This window comes from Aurantimonas sp. (genome assembly GCF_964217435.1).
Taxonomy (GTDB): Bacteria; Pseudomonadota; Alphaproteobacteria; order Rhizobiales; family Rhizobiaceae; genus Aurantimonas; species Aurantimonas coralicida.
Genome location: NZ_CAXPJM010000014.1, coordinates 34,909 through 48,429, shown reverse-complemented (window position 1 = coordinate 48,429; position 13,521 = coordinate 34,909). Strand labels below are relative to the sequence as shown.

Annotated in this window: 17 protein-coding genes; all 17 read left to right on the top strand. The window is 70.7% G+C overall.

Going from position 1 to position 13,521, the window contains the following annotated elements:
- The first annotated feature begins 26 nt into the window (after positions 1-26).
- The 17 genes from ACEQX1_RS07475 (at position 27) to ACEQX1_RS07395 (ending at position 13,459) form a co-directional block, all read left to right on the top strand.
- Positions 27-1,277, top strand: a complete 1,251-nt coding sequence (locus ACEQX1_RS07475) for a phage major capsid protein (RefSeq protein ID WP_370196672.1) — start codon at positions 27-29, stop codon at positions 1,275-1,277.
- 70 nt (positions 1,278-1,347) lie between these two features.
- Entirely contained in the window at positions 1,348-1,911 is a 564-nt protein-coding gene (locus ACEQX1_RS07470; RefSeq protein ID WP_277027126.1) for a head-tail connector protein, read from the top strand.
- Positions 1,911-2,243 carry a phage head closure protein gene (locus tag ACEQX1_RS07465; protein ID WP_370195485.1) on the top strand — a complete coding sequence of 111 codons (333 nt, stop codon included), beginning with the start codon at positions 1,911-1,913 and terminating at the stop codon, positions 2,241-2,243. The genes ACEQX1_RS07470 and ACEQX1_RS07465 overlap by 1 nt, the downstream gene beginning before the upstream one ends.
- The gene (locus ACEQX1_RS07460; protein ID WP_370196671.1) at positions 2,240-2,461 is read left to right on the top strand and encodes a hypothetical protein; all 222 of its coding nucleotides are present in this window, start codon (positions 2,240-2,242) and stop codon (positions 2,459-2,461) included. Before ACEQX1_RS07465 ends, ACEQX1_RS07460 begins: the two co-directional genes overlap by 4 nt.
- Positions 2,462-2,580: 119 nt before the next feature.
- Positions 2,581-2,991 carry a DUF3168 domain-containing protein gene (locus ACEQX1_RS07455; RefSeq protein WP_024348730.1) on the top strand — a complete coding sequence of 137 codons (411 nt, stop codon included), beginning with the start codon at positions 2,581-2,583 and terminating at the stop codon, positions 2,989-2,991.
- Between the two features lie 122 nt (positions 2,992-3,113).
- Entirely contained in the window at positions 3,114-3,527 is a 414-nt protein-coding gene (locus ACEQX1_RS07450; RefSeq protein WP_370196670.1) for a phage major tail protein, TP901-1 family, read from the top strand.
- Positions 3,528-3,529: 2 nt separating this feature from the next.
- A complete protein-coding gene (locus tag ACEQX1_RS07445; protein ID WP_370196669.1) occupies positions 3,530-3,877 on the top strand; it encodes a gene transfer agent family protein in 348 nt (115 codons plus the stop codon).
- A gap of 53 nt (positions 3,878-3,930) precedes the next feature.
- On the top strand, positions 3,931-4,104 hold the full coding sequence (locus ACEQX1_RS07440) for a rcc01693 family protein (RefSeq protein ID WP_370196668.1): 174 nt from the start codon (positions 3,931-3,933) through the stop codon (positions 4,102-4,104).
- 30 nt (positions 4,105-4,134) lie between these two features.
- Positions 4,135-4,689: a phage tail tape measure protein gene (locus ACEQX1_RS07435; RefSeq protein WP_370196667.1), complete on the top strand. Its 555-nt coding sequence runs from the start codon at positions 4,135-4,137 to the stop codon at positions 4,687-4,689.
- Positions 4,690-4,691: 2 nt separating this feature from the next.
- Positions 4,692-5,327 (top strand): TIGR02217 family protein, encoded by a 636-nt coding sequence (locus ACEQX1_RS07430; protein ID WP_370196666.1) that lies wholly within the window; start codon positions 4,692-4,694, stop codon positions 5,325-5,327.
- Positions 5,324-6,214, top strand: coding sequence for a DUF2163 domain-containing protein (locus ACEQX1_RS07425; protein ID WP_370196665.1), 891 nt, complete (start codon positions 5,324-5,326; stop codon positions 6,212-6,214). The genes ACEQX1_RS07430 and ACEQX1_RS07425 overlap by 4 nt, the downstream gene beginning before the upstream one ends.
- A complete protein-coding gene (locus ACEQX1_RS07420) occupies positions 6,211-6,696 on the top strand; it encodes an NlpC/P60 family protein (protein WP_370193496.1) in 486 nt (161 codons plus the stop codon). The genes ACEQX1_RS07425 and ACEQX1_RS07420 overlap by 4 nt, the downstream gene beginning before the upstream one ends.
- Before the next feature lie 3 nt (positions 6,697-6,699).
- On the top strand, positions 6,700-10,590 hold the full coding sequence (locus tag ACEQX1_RS07415; protein ID WP_370196664.1) for a glycoside hydrolase/phage tail family protein: 3,891 nt from the start codon (positions 6,700-6,702) through the stop codon (positions 10,588-10,590).
- Between the two features lie 34 nt (positions 10,591-10,624).
- Entirely contained in the window at positions 10,625-10,831 is a 207-nt protein-coding gene (locus ACEQX1_RS07410) for a hypothetical protein (protein WP_024348722.1), read from the top strand.
- 184 nt (positions 10,832-11,015) lie between these two features.
- A complete protein-coding gene (locus ACEQX1_RS07405) occupies positions 11,016-11,333 on the top strand; it encodes a hypothetical protein (protein WP_370193533.1) in 318 nt (105 codons plus the stop codon).
- An 85-nt stretch (positions 11,334-11,418) separates the two neighbouring features.
- A complete protein-coding gene (locus ACEQX1_RS07400; protein WP_009208915.1) occupies positions 11,419-12,093 on the top strand; it encodes a response regulator transcription factor in 675 nt (224 codons plus the stop codon).
- Positions 12,071-13,459, top strand: coding sequence for an ATP-binding protein (locus ACEQX1_RS07395; protein WP_370193532.1), 1,389 nt, complete (start codon positions 12,071-12,073; stop codon positions 13,457-13,459). The genes ACEQX1_RS07400 and ACEQX1_RS07395 overlap by 23 nt, the downstream gene beginning before the upstream one ends.
- The last annotated feature ends 62 nt before the right edge of the window (positions 13,460-13,521 follow it).

The following is a 13,521-nucleotide window of genomic DNA, read 5'->3' as shown; positions in this document are numbered from 1 at the left end:
CTTCAGAAGCGAAACGGAGAATCCGCATGAGCGACCATTCCCATCCGTCCCTCGAGACCAAGGCGCATGCGCCGGAGGCCGGAGCGGCCTTCCACGAATTCATGCAGGCCTTTGAGAGCTTTCGCGAGGCCAATGACGAGCGCCTGGGCGAGATCGAGAAGCGCATGAGCGCCGACATCCTGACCGAGGAGAAGGTCGATCGGATTTCCAGGAGCCTCGACGAGCAGGAGCGGCGTGTCGAGCGGCTGATCCTGAAGGAGGCGCGGCCGGCGCTTGGCGGGGGCGAACGCCGGCCTGCGGCCGGGCCGAGCGAGCATCGCAGCGCTTTCGAGCGCTATGTGCGCGGCGGCGACGAGCAGGGGCTGCGGCGGCTCGAGGAAAAGGCGATGTCGAGCCTGACCGGCGCCGATGGCGGCTTCCTGGTGCCGGACGAGACCGAGACCGAGATCGGCCGGCGGCTGGCGGCGATCTCGCCGATCCGGGCCATCGCGACGGTGCGCATGGTCTCGGCGGCCGTGCTGAAGAAGCCCTTCGCGATCGACGGCGCGCAGACCGGCTGGGTCGGCGAGGCCGATGCCCGGCCGCAGACCACCGCACCGCAGCTCGCCGAACTCGCCTTTCCGACGATGGAACTCTACGCCATGCCAGCGGCGACCAACGCGCTGCTCGACGATGCGGCGGTGGATATCGATCGCTGGATCGGCGACGAGGTCGAGCAGGCCTTCGCGGCGCAGGAGGGCGCGGCCTTCGTCAATGGCGACGGCGTGGCCAAGCCGAAGGGCTTCATGACCTATCCGACGGTGGACGAGGGCGCCTGGGCCTGGGGCTCGGTGGGCACGGTGGCGACCGGCGCCGACGGCGGCTTTGCGCCGGGCGAGGCGGCCGACAGCCTGCTCGACCTCGTCTATGCGCTGAAGGCCGGCTACCGGCAGAACGCCAGCTTCGTGATGAACCGCCGCACCCAGGCGAGCGTGCGCAAGCTGAAGGATGGCGACGGCAACTATCTGTGGCAGCCGCCGGCCAGCGCCGGGGCGCGGGCGACGCTGATGGGCTTTCCGACGGTCGAGGCCGAGGACATGCCGGATATCGCCGCGGACGCGAAGGCGATCGCCTTCGGCGATTTCGGCCGCTTCTACCTGGTCGTTGACCGGCAGGGCGTGCGGGTCCTGCGCGATCCCTATTCGGCCAAGCCCTACGTCCTCTTCTACACGACCAAGCGGGTCGGTGGCGGCATCCAGGACTTCGACGCCGCCAAGTTCCTCGACTTCGCCGCCTGAAGGGCGGCTGAGCGGCGAGACGGATGACGGCCGGGCAGACGCCCGGCCGTTTGCTTTGGCGGAGGGACGGATGACGATCATCGATCTGGGGCTCGGCGGGGCCGAGGAGCCGGCAAGCGTGGCCGAGGCGAAGGCCTGGGCACGGATCGACCGGGACGACGAGGACGATCTGATTGCCGCGCTGATCCGCGCGGCGCGCGAGACCATCGAGGCGATGGCCGGGCTGGTCCTGGTGCAGCGGTCCTTCCGGCTGGCGCTCGATCCGGTGCCGGCCGACGGCTGGGTGGAGATCGCCCGCCGGCCGATGGGGGCGATCACCGGCGTGACCGCCTACGCCTCGGGCGGAGTGCCCGTGATGTTCGATGCGGGCGAGGCGATCGTCGAGCGGGCGCTGGGAGTGGAGGCGATCCGGGTGTCGCCGGGCGTGCGGGCGGCGGCGGTGAACGGCGTCGAAGTGGAGTTCGAGGCGGGATTTGCGGCTGGTGCGGTGCCGGAGAATCTGCGAACCGCGCTCCTGGTGATCGTCGCGGCATCCTACGAGATGCGGGCGGCGGTCGATCCCGGGCAGCAGCCGGCGGTGATGCCGGAGCTCGCGCGGTCGCTGATCGCGCCCTATCGGCGGGTGCGGATCTGATGGCGCCCCTGTTCCTCGATCCGGGGCTGCTGCGCAAGCGCGCGGCGCTGCTGGCGCCCGAAGCGGAGCCGGACGGCGCCGGCGGCGCGGCGACGCGCTGGACGGAAATTCGGGAGCTGTCGGTGCATGTGGAGCCGGTGACCGTGGCGGCGCGCGAGCGGTTCGACCGACAAGAGGCGACGATCACGCACCGGGTGATCTGCCGTTCGAGCGGGGAGGTGGTGCGCGGGCGCGCCTTCGGCATCGGGACGCGGCGCCTCGTCATCGCCTCGGTGCACGATCCGGACGAGACGGGGCGCTTTCTGGTGTGCCGGTGCGAGGAGGAGGCGTGATGCGGATTGCGGTGGAGATCCGGCGGCTGCGCAGCCGCCTGCCGCTCGAACGGCTGGTGCGCGCGGGTCGCCGGCCGGGGCGCCCGCGCTCGACCGTGCCGGCGGGGAGCTGGCCGTCGACCTCGAACATGCCGCGGCATCTCGGGACGCTGGACGAGGGCGATACGGGGCCTGGCGACGATCTGCGGGATGCGTGGGGCTCGCCGGCGACGGTCTGATCTTGCGGGCCAGCGCGATCACTTGTGCGCGACGAGGCATAAGAGGTCGCAGTTCGTCTGGCGGACGCAAGGGCACGCCATATATCATCTTGTAGACATCCGTGAGCGAGGAGGATGACATGGCGCATCCCAGTGCCGAACTCCAGACGACGATCTTCGAGACGCTGACCGCCGACCCATCGCTGACATCTTTGTTGGGCGGGCCGAAAGTGTTCGACCGCAGACCGGAACATGCAAGCTTTCCATATCTGACGCTCGGCCGCACGGCGGTGGTGGACTGGTCGACCGGGACCGAGGACGGCTCCGAGCACATCCTGACCCTGCATGTCTGGGCGAAGGGTGGCGGCAAGGCCGAGACCTACGAGATCATGGACAAGGTGGCCGGCCGGCTGAACGACGCGCATCTGCCGCTGGAGGGCCACCACCTGGTCAATCTGCAACTGCAATTTGCCGAGGCACGGCAGGAACCGGACTCGGCCACCTATCACGGCATATTGCGGTTCCGGGCGGTGACCGAACCGCTGGCCTGACCGCCAGCCGGAGCGGGGCATCTCCCGCAGACACTCAAGCGACATCGACACGGGCGGTCTTTCGGGGCCGCCCTTTTCTTTGGCCGGTGCCCACTGGCACCGGGGCGGAAAGGACGACGCGAATGGCCGCACAAAGAGGCAAGGACCTTCTCCTGAAGATGGACGAAAACCGGGACGGGAGCTTCGTCACCGTGGCGGGGCTGCGGACCCGGCGGATCGCCTTCAACGCCGAGACGGTGGACATCACCGACGCCGAGAGCGCCGGCCGCTGGCGCGAACTCCTGGGCGGGGCCGGGGTGCAGCGGGCGTCGCTGTCGGGATCGGGCATCTTCAAAGATGCCGCCTCGGACGCCAGTCTGCGGCAGGTGTTCTTCGCCGGAGACATCGTGCCGTATCAGGTGGCGATCCCGGAATTCGGCACGATTACCGGACCGTTCCAGCTGACGGCGCTGGAATATGCCGGCGAGCACAATGGCGAGATCACCTTCGAGGCGACGCTGGAATCGGCCGGCGCGCTGGCCTTCGTGGCGGTCTGACGATGGCGGTCAATCGCCATCGCGGCGAGGTGCCGGCGATCATCGACGGGCGCGAGCGCACGCTCTGCCTGACGCTGGGGGCGCTGGCCGAACTGGAGGACGCCTTCGCGGCGGACAGCCTGGCCGGGCTGGTGGAGCGCTTCGGCACCGGCCGGCTGTCGGCCCGCGACCTGACGCGGATCCTGGCGGCGGGTCTGCGCGGTGGCGGCGCGGATGTCAGCGAGGCCGAAATGGGGGCCATGCGGATCGACGGAGGGGCGGCGGGCGCGGCGACGGTTGCCGCGCGATTGCTGGCCGCGGCCTTCGGCACGCCGGGCGAGGAGACGGAGCCGGCCCCGCCAAACCCCTGAACGCCGTGCCGGATCGACCGGCGCCCGGCACGGCATTTCCCTGGAGCGAGGCGATGCAGGCGGGGCTCGGCCTGCTGCGCCTGTCGCCGCGCGCATTCTGGGCCGCGACGCCGCGCGAGCTGGCGGCAGCGCTGGCGCCCTTCGGCACCGTGGCGGGCGAGGCGCCCGCACGCGCCGCGCTGATTGCCCTGATGCGGCGCTTTCCCGACCGGGATTCTTCGAACTGACGAGGTGACAGGATGGAGCCGGACGAGACCATGAACGTCGCGATCGTCGCCGATACCAGCGGGTTCGAGCAGGCGATGGGGGACCTGACGCAGCGCGCCAATTCCTTCGGCTCGGCGATCGCGTCGGCGATGAAGGGCGCGGTGACGGGCGGGCGCTCGCTCGACGGCGTGTTGCGCCAGCTCGGCCAGCGGATCTCGACGATCGCGCTGGATGCCGCGCTGAAGCCGCTGACGGATCAGGCGGCGAACGTCCTTGGCAATGTGCTGGGCGGGCTGGGTGGCGATGGCGGCGTGCCCGCCGCGACCGGCATCGTGCCCTTCGCCAAGGGCGGCGTGGTCGCCGCGCCGAGCTATTTTCCGACGGCCGGCAAGCTGGGGCTGATGGGCGAGGCGGGGGCAGAGGCGATCCTGCCGCTGCAGCGCGGCGCCGACGGAACGCTGGGGGTGGCGAGCACCGGTGCGCCGGCCGGCCCGTCCATCGTGTTCAACGTGACGACGCCCGATGCGACGAGCTTCAAACGGTCCGAGGCGCAGATCCAGGCGATGCTGGCGCGGGCCGCCAGCCGCGGCCGGCGGGGATTGTGACCATGGCAATCGAAGCCTTCAGCGAGGCGCGGTTTCCGCTGCGCGTGTCCTTCGGGACCAGTGGCGGGCCGGAGCGGCGCACGGAGATCGTGCGGCTGTCGACCGGCTTCGAACATCGCAACCAGCGCCACCGCCATTCCGTGCGCCGCTACGACGCGGGGTCGGGCGTGCGCAGTCTCGCCGATCTGGTGGCGGTGCTGGATTTCTTCGAGGCGCGCCGGGGCCGGCTGACGGGGTTCCGCTTTCGCGATCCGCTGGACTGGCGGTCCTGCGCCCATGGGGGGAGCCCAAGCGCCCTCGATCAGGCGATCGGTGTGGGCGATGGCGTGACGACGGAATTTGCGCTGGTCAAGCGCTATGGCCTGGGCGCCGACGCCTATGTCCGGCCGATCGCCAAGCCGGCGGGGGAGACGGTCCGGATCGCAGTGGACGGGAGCGAGGTCGCGGCGGGGATGGCTGTCGACCCGGTGACCGGGATCGTCACCTTCGCCGCCCCGCCGGCCGAGGGCGCGGCGATCACCGCCGGTTACGATTTCGATGTGCCGGTGCGGTTCGACATGGACCAGCTGACCGTGAACCTCGCGGCCTCCGAGGCCGGGGAAATCCCGTCCATCCCGCTGATCGAGGTGCGCCTGTGAGACCGATTCCCCCGGGACTGGCGACGCATCTGCAGGGACCGCAGACGACGCTCGCCCATTGCTGGCGCCTGACCCGCCGGGACGGCGTAGTGCTGGGCTTCACTGATCACGATGCGGCGCTGGTTCTTGCCGGGACCCGCTTCGAGGCGGCGACGGGCCTGACCGGCAGCGAGGCCGAGGAGATGCTGGGGCTGGCGGCGGCCAGCCGCGAGGTCGAGGGGGCGCTGGATTCCGCTGCCATCGACGAGGCCGACATCCGGGCAGGGCGCTACGACGCGGCGCGGATCGAGACCTTCGTCGTGAACTGGCAGAGCCCGGAGGATCACGTCCTCGTCGATGTCGCGGAACTGGGCGAAGTGAAGCGGGGCGAGACCGGCTTTGCCGCCGAACTGCGCGGCGTCGCGGCACAGCTCGACCGGGTGCGGGGGCGGATCTACCGGCGGCGATGCGATGCGGTGTTCGGCGATGCGCGCTGCGGCTTCGCGGCCGCGGTGGCGCCCTACACGATCGAGACGACTGTCGTGGGCGGCGAGGGATCGCGGATGGTCGTCGCCGACACGCTCGGCGGTGCGCCGGCGCTGTTCCAGAACGGCCGGCTGACAATGCTGGGCGGAATGGCCGAGGGGCTCGGGGCCGACATCGTCTCGGCCATGGCGGGCGGCGAGGGGACGGTGACGCTGGTGCTGGCGGAGGCGCCGGGGGCGACGCCTTTGCCTGGGGACGCGGTGCGACTGGTGCAGGGCTGCGACAAGCGCTTTGCCACCTGCCGCGACCGGTTCGGCAATGCGGTGAATTTTCGCGGCTTTCCGCACATGCCGGGCGGCGATGCGGCGCTGGCCATCGCCAAGAGCGACGGACGCCATGACGGCGCGCCGGTGGTGCCATGAGCACGGAGCAGGCGGACCCGCACGAGGCTGCTGCTGATGGTGGCGGGCCGGCCGTTGATGCGGAGTTGCCGCCGGCGCTGATCGTGGCGCGCGGCTTCCTGGGAACGCCCTATCGCCATCAGGGCAGCCGGCGGGGCGTCGGCTGTGACTGCCTCGGCCTGCTCCGCGGGGTCTGGCGCGAGCTGCATGGCGCCGAGCCCGAGGATCCGGGGCCCTACCGGGTCGACTGGGCGACGCGCTCGGGGCCGGATCGGCTGCTGGAGGGTGCGCGGCGGCATCTGCGGGAGATCGCCAGCGCCGATGCGCGGCCCGGCGATGTCCTCCTGTTTCGCTGGCGGGTCGGCGCGCCGACCACCCATTGCGGCATTCTCGACGCAGAGGATCGTCTGATCCACGCCTATGAGGGCGCTTCGGTCGTTTCCTCGCCGATGCCGCATGCCTGGACGCGCTGCATTGCCGGCGTCTTTCGCTTTCCGGAGTAGACCATGGCGACGATCCTGTTGCAGGCGGCCGGCGGTCTCGTCGGCGGTGTGCTGGGCGGGCCGTTCGGCGCGGTGCTCGGCCGCGCGGCCGGTGCCCTGGCGGGCGCCTCGATCGACGCGGCGTTGTTCGGCACGACGAAGCGGACGGAAGGCCCGCGGCTGACGGAAAGCCGGATCATGGGCGCCGACGAGGGCGCCGGCATTCCACGGCTCTACGGCACGGCGCGGGTGGCGGGGCAGGTGATCTGGGCGACGCGCTTCGAGGAGGATTCGGCCACCGAGCGGCGCGGCGGCAAGGGCGGCGGCCCGAAGGTCGAGAGCACGACCTACAGCTATTACGGCAATGTCGCCGTCGGCCTGTGCGAGGGGCCGATCGCCGGCATCCGCCGGATCTGGGCCGATGGCGAGGAGATCGACCGCGAGCAGGTCGTCCACCGCGTCTATCCGGGGAACGAGATCCAGGCGCCCGATCCGCTGATCGAGGCGCGGCAGGGGGCGGGCAATGCGCCGGCCTATCGGGGGCTCGCCTATCTCGTCTTCGAGCGGCTGCCGCTGGAGCGCTGGGGCAACCGGCTGCCGCAGATCACATGCGAGATCCTGCGTCCGGTCGGGCAGATGGAAGCGCAGATCCGTGCCGTCACCATCATTCCCGGCGCCAGCGAGCACGGGCTCGATCCGCTGCCGGTGCGCGAGCGGCTTGGACCGGGCGAGGACCGGCTGGTCAACCGCAACATGCTGTTCGGACCGAGTGACTGGACCGCGTCGCTGGACGAGCTGGAGGCGCTGTGCCCGGCGCTGGAGCGGGCGGCGCTGGTGGTGTCCTGGTTCGGCGACGATCTGCGGGCGGGACACTGCACCTTGCGGCCGGGGATCGAGATCGGCACGCGTGACGAGACCGAGGAATGGCGGGCAGGCGGCGTCGGTCGCGGTGGGGCACGGCTGGTCAGCCGCGTCGATGGCGGGCCGGCCTTCGGCGGTACGCCGGGCGACCGGGGCGTCTCGCGGGCGATCGCCGATCTGAAGGCGCGGGGGCTGGCCGTCACCTATTATCCCTTCGTCCTCATGGACGTGCCGCCGGGCAACGGCCTGCCCGACCCCTATGGGGCAGGCGAACAGGCGGCGTTTCCCTGGCGTGGGCGGATGACGCTGGATCTGGAACCGGGCCGGGCCGGCTCGACCGACGGCACGGCCGCGGCCCGCACCGCCATCGCGGCCTTTCTCGGCACGGCGGGGCCGGAGCATTTCTCCGTCGCGGGCGGAGAGGTCGTCTATGCGGGGCCGGCGGAATGGTCGTATCGGCGGATGATCTTCCATCAGGCGACGCTGGCCGCCATGGCCGGCGTCGACGCCTTCGTCATCGGCTCTGAAATGCGTGGCCTGACCCGCATCCGCGACGAGACCGGGGCGTTTCCCTTCGTCGAGGGTCTGATCGCCATTGCCGGGGCCGTAAAGGCGATGCTGCCTAGCGCGGTCGTGACCTATGCGGCGGACTGGAGCGAGTATGCCGGCTACCAGCCGGCGGATGGTTCGGGCGACGTCTTCTACAATCTCGATCCGCTCTGGGCTTCGCCGGCGATCGACGTGGTCGGCATCGACAATTACCTGCCGCTCGCCGATCTGCGGGACGCAGGCGAGGATGCGGCGGCGGACGAAACGCCTTCGCAATACGACCGGGCGGCGCTGCGGAGCGGCATCGCCGGTGGCGAATATTTCGACTGGTACTATGCCAGCGCGGGCGACCGCGCGGCGGGGCTGCGCACGCCGATCACCGACGGCGCCCATGGCAAGCCCTGGGTCTATCGCGCCAAGGATCTGGCGGGGTGGTGGGCGAACCCGCATGTCGAGCGGCGCGGCGGCGTGGAGATCGCCGGAACCTCGCCCTGGGTGCCGATGGGCAAGCCGATCTGGTTCACCGAACTCGGCTGCCCGGCGATCGACAAGGGCGCCAACCAGCCGAATGTCTTCGTTGATCAGAAATCGTCGGAAAGCCATACGCCGCATTTCTCGGCGGGGGGCCGCGACGATCTCGCCCAGCGCCGCTTCGTCGAGGCGCATCTGGAGCACTGGGACCCGGCCTCGCCAGTCTTCGATGCGGCGGCCAACCCGGTCTCGCCGGTCTATGGCGAGCGGATGGTGGCGCCGGACGCCATCCATCTGTGGACATGGGATGCGCGACCCTATCCAGCCTTTCCCGAGCGATCCGATGTCTGGGCCGATGGCGACAACTGGCGGCGCGGCCACTGGCTGAGCGGCCGGCTGGCGAACGCTCCGGCGGATGCGCTGTTTGCCGCGATCCTGCGCGATCACGGCATTGCCGATTTCGACGTCTCGGCGGTGGATGCGGTCGTGACCGGCTTTGTCGCGGGCGGGCCCAGCTCGGCCCGCCAGGCGCTGGAAGAGCTGATGCGGCTCACCGGGACGGTCGGCCATATGGCGGCGGGCCGGCTGGTGCTCCGCTCGCTGGCCCGGCTGCGGCCCGAAGCGGCGATCACCGCCTTTGCCGACGGGGAGGGGCCCTATGTCGAACTGCGCCGGGCCGATGCGAGCGAGCGGGCGCAGGAGGTCTCGCTGGGCTATCTCGATCCGGCGCGGGCCTATCAGCCGAGCGCCGCCGAGGCGGTGCGGGCGAGCGCCGACCGGCCGCGCAAGGAGATCGTCGAACTGCCGGTGGTGCTGGATGAAGCCCATGCGCGGGAGCTGGCGGCCGCGATGCTGGCGGAAATGGGCAGGCATGCCGAGACCGCGCGCTTCGGGACCGCGACATCGGAACTGGCGCTGGAGGCCGGCGATACGGTGCGGCTCGACGGCCGGGACGGGGCCTGGCTGATCACCCGGATCGAGACGGGGCTCGCCCGTCAGGTGGAAGCGCGGCTGCTGCCGCCACGGCGGCGCGCCTATCCCGACCAGGGGAAGCCGCCGCCGGGGCCGGGGCCGCTGGTGCCGCTCGGTGCCTCGCGGCCGCTGGTGCATCTGCTCGACCTGCCGCTGCCGGAAGGCGGCGACGCCATCGCCGGCGCGCGCTTCGCGATCCACGCGAGGCCTTTCGCGGGCTATGCCGTCGGCGTGTCGCGTACGGGCGACGGCTTCGACACACGCAGCATCGCCACCCGTGCGGCGACGACCGGGGCGCTGATCGAAGCGCTGGAAGCCGGCCCCCGCGGTGTGCTCGACCGCGGGCGTCGGCTGGTCGTGCGGCTGCATCGCGGCGCGCTGTCCTCGATCGACGAGGGAGCGCTGCTCGATGGCGGCAATCTCTGCGCCGTTGAGAGCGCGTCGGGCGCCTGGGAGGTGCTGCAATTCGCCAGCGCTACCGAGACCGCGCCGCAGGTCTTCGAGCTGAGCAGATTGTTGCGGGCGCAGGGCGGCACCGAGGATGCGATGGCGGCGGGAGCCGCGCCGGGGGCGGCCTTCGTGCTGCTCGATGCGGCCTGCGAAGCGCTGGGCCTTGGCACCGGCGAGGTCGGGCGCGACCTGACGATCCGCGTATCGCCGCTCGGCCGGCTCGCCGACGATCCGGCGGTCGTCACACTGCCCGCCACCCTGGGGGCACGCTCGGTGCGGCCGCTGTCGCCGGTGCATCTGCGCGCGCAATTCCAGCCGGACGGCGCGCTGGCGCTGGCGTGGATCCGGCGGACGCGGATCGGCGGCGACGGCTGGGACGGGCTCGACGTGCCGCTGGGCGAGGAACGCGAACTCTACAGCGTCGAGATCGGCGACGGATCAGGGGCGGTTCTTTCCCGGCAGACCGAGTTGCCGGCGTTGGCAGTCACGGCGGCGGAACAGCACGCCGCCTTCGGCGCGCTGCCGGCGACGGTGACGGTGACCGTAGCCCAGACGAGCCCGGTCTGGGGCGACGGAACCCCATCCGTCCAGACCTTCATCCGTCCGGGCTGACCCGGCAAATCGAGGCAACAGGAGGAGAGGCGAGATGAGTGATGCAAAACCCTGGTACCAGTCGCGCAGCATCTGGGGAGGGCTGGTGGCGCTGGTCGCCGGCGTCGGCGGGATGGTCGGCGTCGAGATCGACGCGGCCACCAGCGAGACGCTGGTGCTGTCGCTGACCAACGGCGCCGCAGCAATCGGAGCGGTGGTCGCGATCCTCGGTCGGCTGGCGGCGCAGAAGACCCTGCGATAGCGGCGCGGCTGCGGCCGGAGCCGCCACGCGTCCGTGCCGGATGCGTGGCGGTTCGGCGCGCCGGAGACTGCCGGAATCTGCGCGCGAACCGGCATCATTCATGGGCGGTTCAGCGAGACCTTGCTAGGAAGGGGTCGGCTGCCATGTCTGTGGCCGGTGGCGTTCCGATCTAGCTGGGCAATCCATGACCCGAATTCGTACCATCTTTCTTGTGTTTCTCGCCGCCCTGACGCTGGGCGCCGGGCCCGTTGCCGCGCGTGACGGTGCGGGCGACTGGCCGCAGCAGCTCCGCCGGGCGGCGCCGGTGACGGACGGTCTGGTGCGCCTCGCCCAGGCCGATTGCTCGAGCGCCGGGTCCAAGGCCGCGGCGCAGACCGGCGGCGAAGTGCTGTCGGTCTCGACCCGCACCGAAGGCGGCCAGACGGTCTGCGTCGTGACGGTGCTGGTGCCGGGCACCGATGGCGGCCGCCCGCGCAAGACGACGGTGACCATTCGCCCGTAGGCCGGGCAGCGCTGGGTCCGGCCGGGCAAGCGCGCGATCCGGCTTCGAGCGATGCCGGACGAATTGCAGAGAGGGGACGATCCGCATGCGGATACTCGTCGTGGAGGACGACCAGACACTGAACCGCCAGCTGGTCGAGGCGCTGAACGGCGCCGGCTACGTGGTCGACAAGGCGATGGACGGCGAGGAGGGGCATTTTCTCGGCGATACCGAACCCTATGACGCGGTGGTGCTGGATGTCGGCCTGCCGCTGATGGACGGCATCAGCGTCCTGGAGCGCTGGCGGCGCGACGGCCGCACCATGCCGGTGTTGATCCTGACCGCCCGCGACCGCTGGAGCGACAAGGTCGCCGGCATCGACGCGGGCGCCGACGACTATGTCACCAAGCCGTTCCATGTGGAGGAAGTGCTGGCGCGGCTGCGGGCGCTGATCCGCCGGGCGGCCGGTCATGCCTCTTCGGAGATCCACTGCGGGCCGCTGCGGCTCGATACGCGCGCGGCCCGGGTGACGCTCGACGGCACGGCGCTGAAGCTGACCTCCCACGAATATCGCCTGCTCGATTATCTGATGCACCATCAGGACCAGATCGTCTCGCGCACCGAATTGATCGAGCATCTCTACGACCAGGATTTCGACCGCGACTCCAACACCATCGAGGTGTTTGTCGGGCGGCTGCGCAAGAAGCTCGGCGGCGCCGAGCTGATCGAAACCGTCCGCGGGCAGGGCTACAGGATGCATGATGGCGGCACCGGCGGTTAGGTCACTCACCGCCCGGGTCATCCTGCTGTCGAGCGTCTGGGCGATGGTCGCCTTCGCGGTGGCCGGCGGGCTGATCTCGACGCTGTACGAGCGGACCGCGCGCAAGGGGTTCGAGGACCTCCTGACGGCGCAGCTCTACAATCTCGTCAACAGCGTCAGCGTCGGCGATTCCGGCTATCTGTCGGGCTCGCCCGATCTTGGCGACCTGCGCTACCTGCAGCCCTTGTCGGGCTGGTACTGGGAGGTCGTGCCGGCCAGCGCCAACACGCAGGGACGGCTGAGTTCCGGCTCGCTGGGGATCCTCGACGTTCCGCCGACCGCGACTGCGCAGGTGCCCTTCGACGCCGCCTATCGGCGCAGCTACGATGCCGACGGCCTCGACGGCGAGCAATTGCGGATCATCGAGACCGAGGTCGTGCTCGACAGCCAGAACCATGCGGCGCGGTTCCGGGTGATGGGCAATGCCAGCGTCGTGGCCGCCGAAATCGGCGAGTTCGACCGCATCCTCACCCTCTATCTCGGCGCCGTCGGGCTGGGGACGGTGCTGGTCAACGGTCTCGCCATCCTGTTCGGGCTGGGGCCGCTGCGGGCAGTGCGCGCGGCGCTGAGCGACGTTCGGACGGGCCGGGCGGAGCGGCTGGAGGGGCGCTTCCCCATCGAGATCGAGCCGCTGGCGGTCGAGATGAATGCGCTGATCGACAACAATCGCCGCATCGTCGAGCGCTCGCGCACCCAGGTCGGCAACCTCGCCCATTCGCTGAAGACGCCGATCGCCGTCCTCGTCAACGAGGCGAGCGCGATGGGCCGTGAGCGCGGCCAGGTGATCGGCGACCAGGCCGAGCGGATGCGCCAGCAGGTGCAGCATTATCTCGACCGGGCGCGGGTGGCGGCGCAGAGCGAGGGCGGCGTGTTCCGCACGCCGGTGGCGCCGACGCTGGAGCGGCTGGTGCGGGTCGTCGCCAAGCTCAATCCGGGCATCGACCTCGATTTCGACGCGGAGGCGGCGGCCGATCTGGTCTTTGCCGGCGAGAAGCAGGATCTGGAAGAGATCGCCGGCAATCTCCTGGAAAATGCCGGGAAATGGGCGAAGGCCCGTATCCGCGTTTCGGCCGAGGCGACGGGCGCCGACCGTGTCTCGGTGAGCATCGAGGATGACGGGCCGGGGCTGACGGCGGAACAGATCGTCGAGGCCAAGAAGCGCGGCACGCGGCTCGACGAGGCGACGCCCGGCAGCGGGCTCGGCCTGTCCATCGTTCTCGACATGGTGCGCGAATATCGCGGCGTCCTGGATCTCGGCCGCTCCGAACTGGGTGGCCTGAAAGCCACGGTGACGCTTCCCCGCGCGCCGGGCGGCCTGGCCGCTTGACATGCCGGGCAAGACCCATGATCTCCGACAGGCCTTCCCTGGCGCAGTCTTGCGACGGGCCT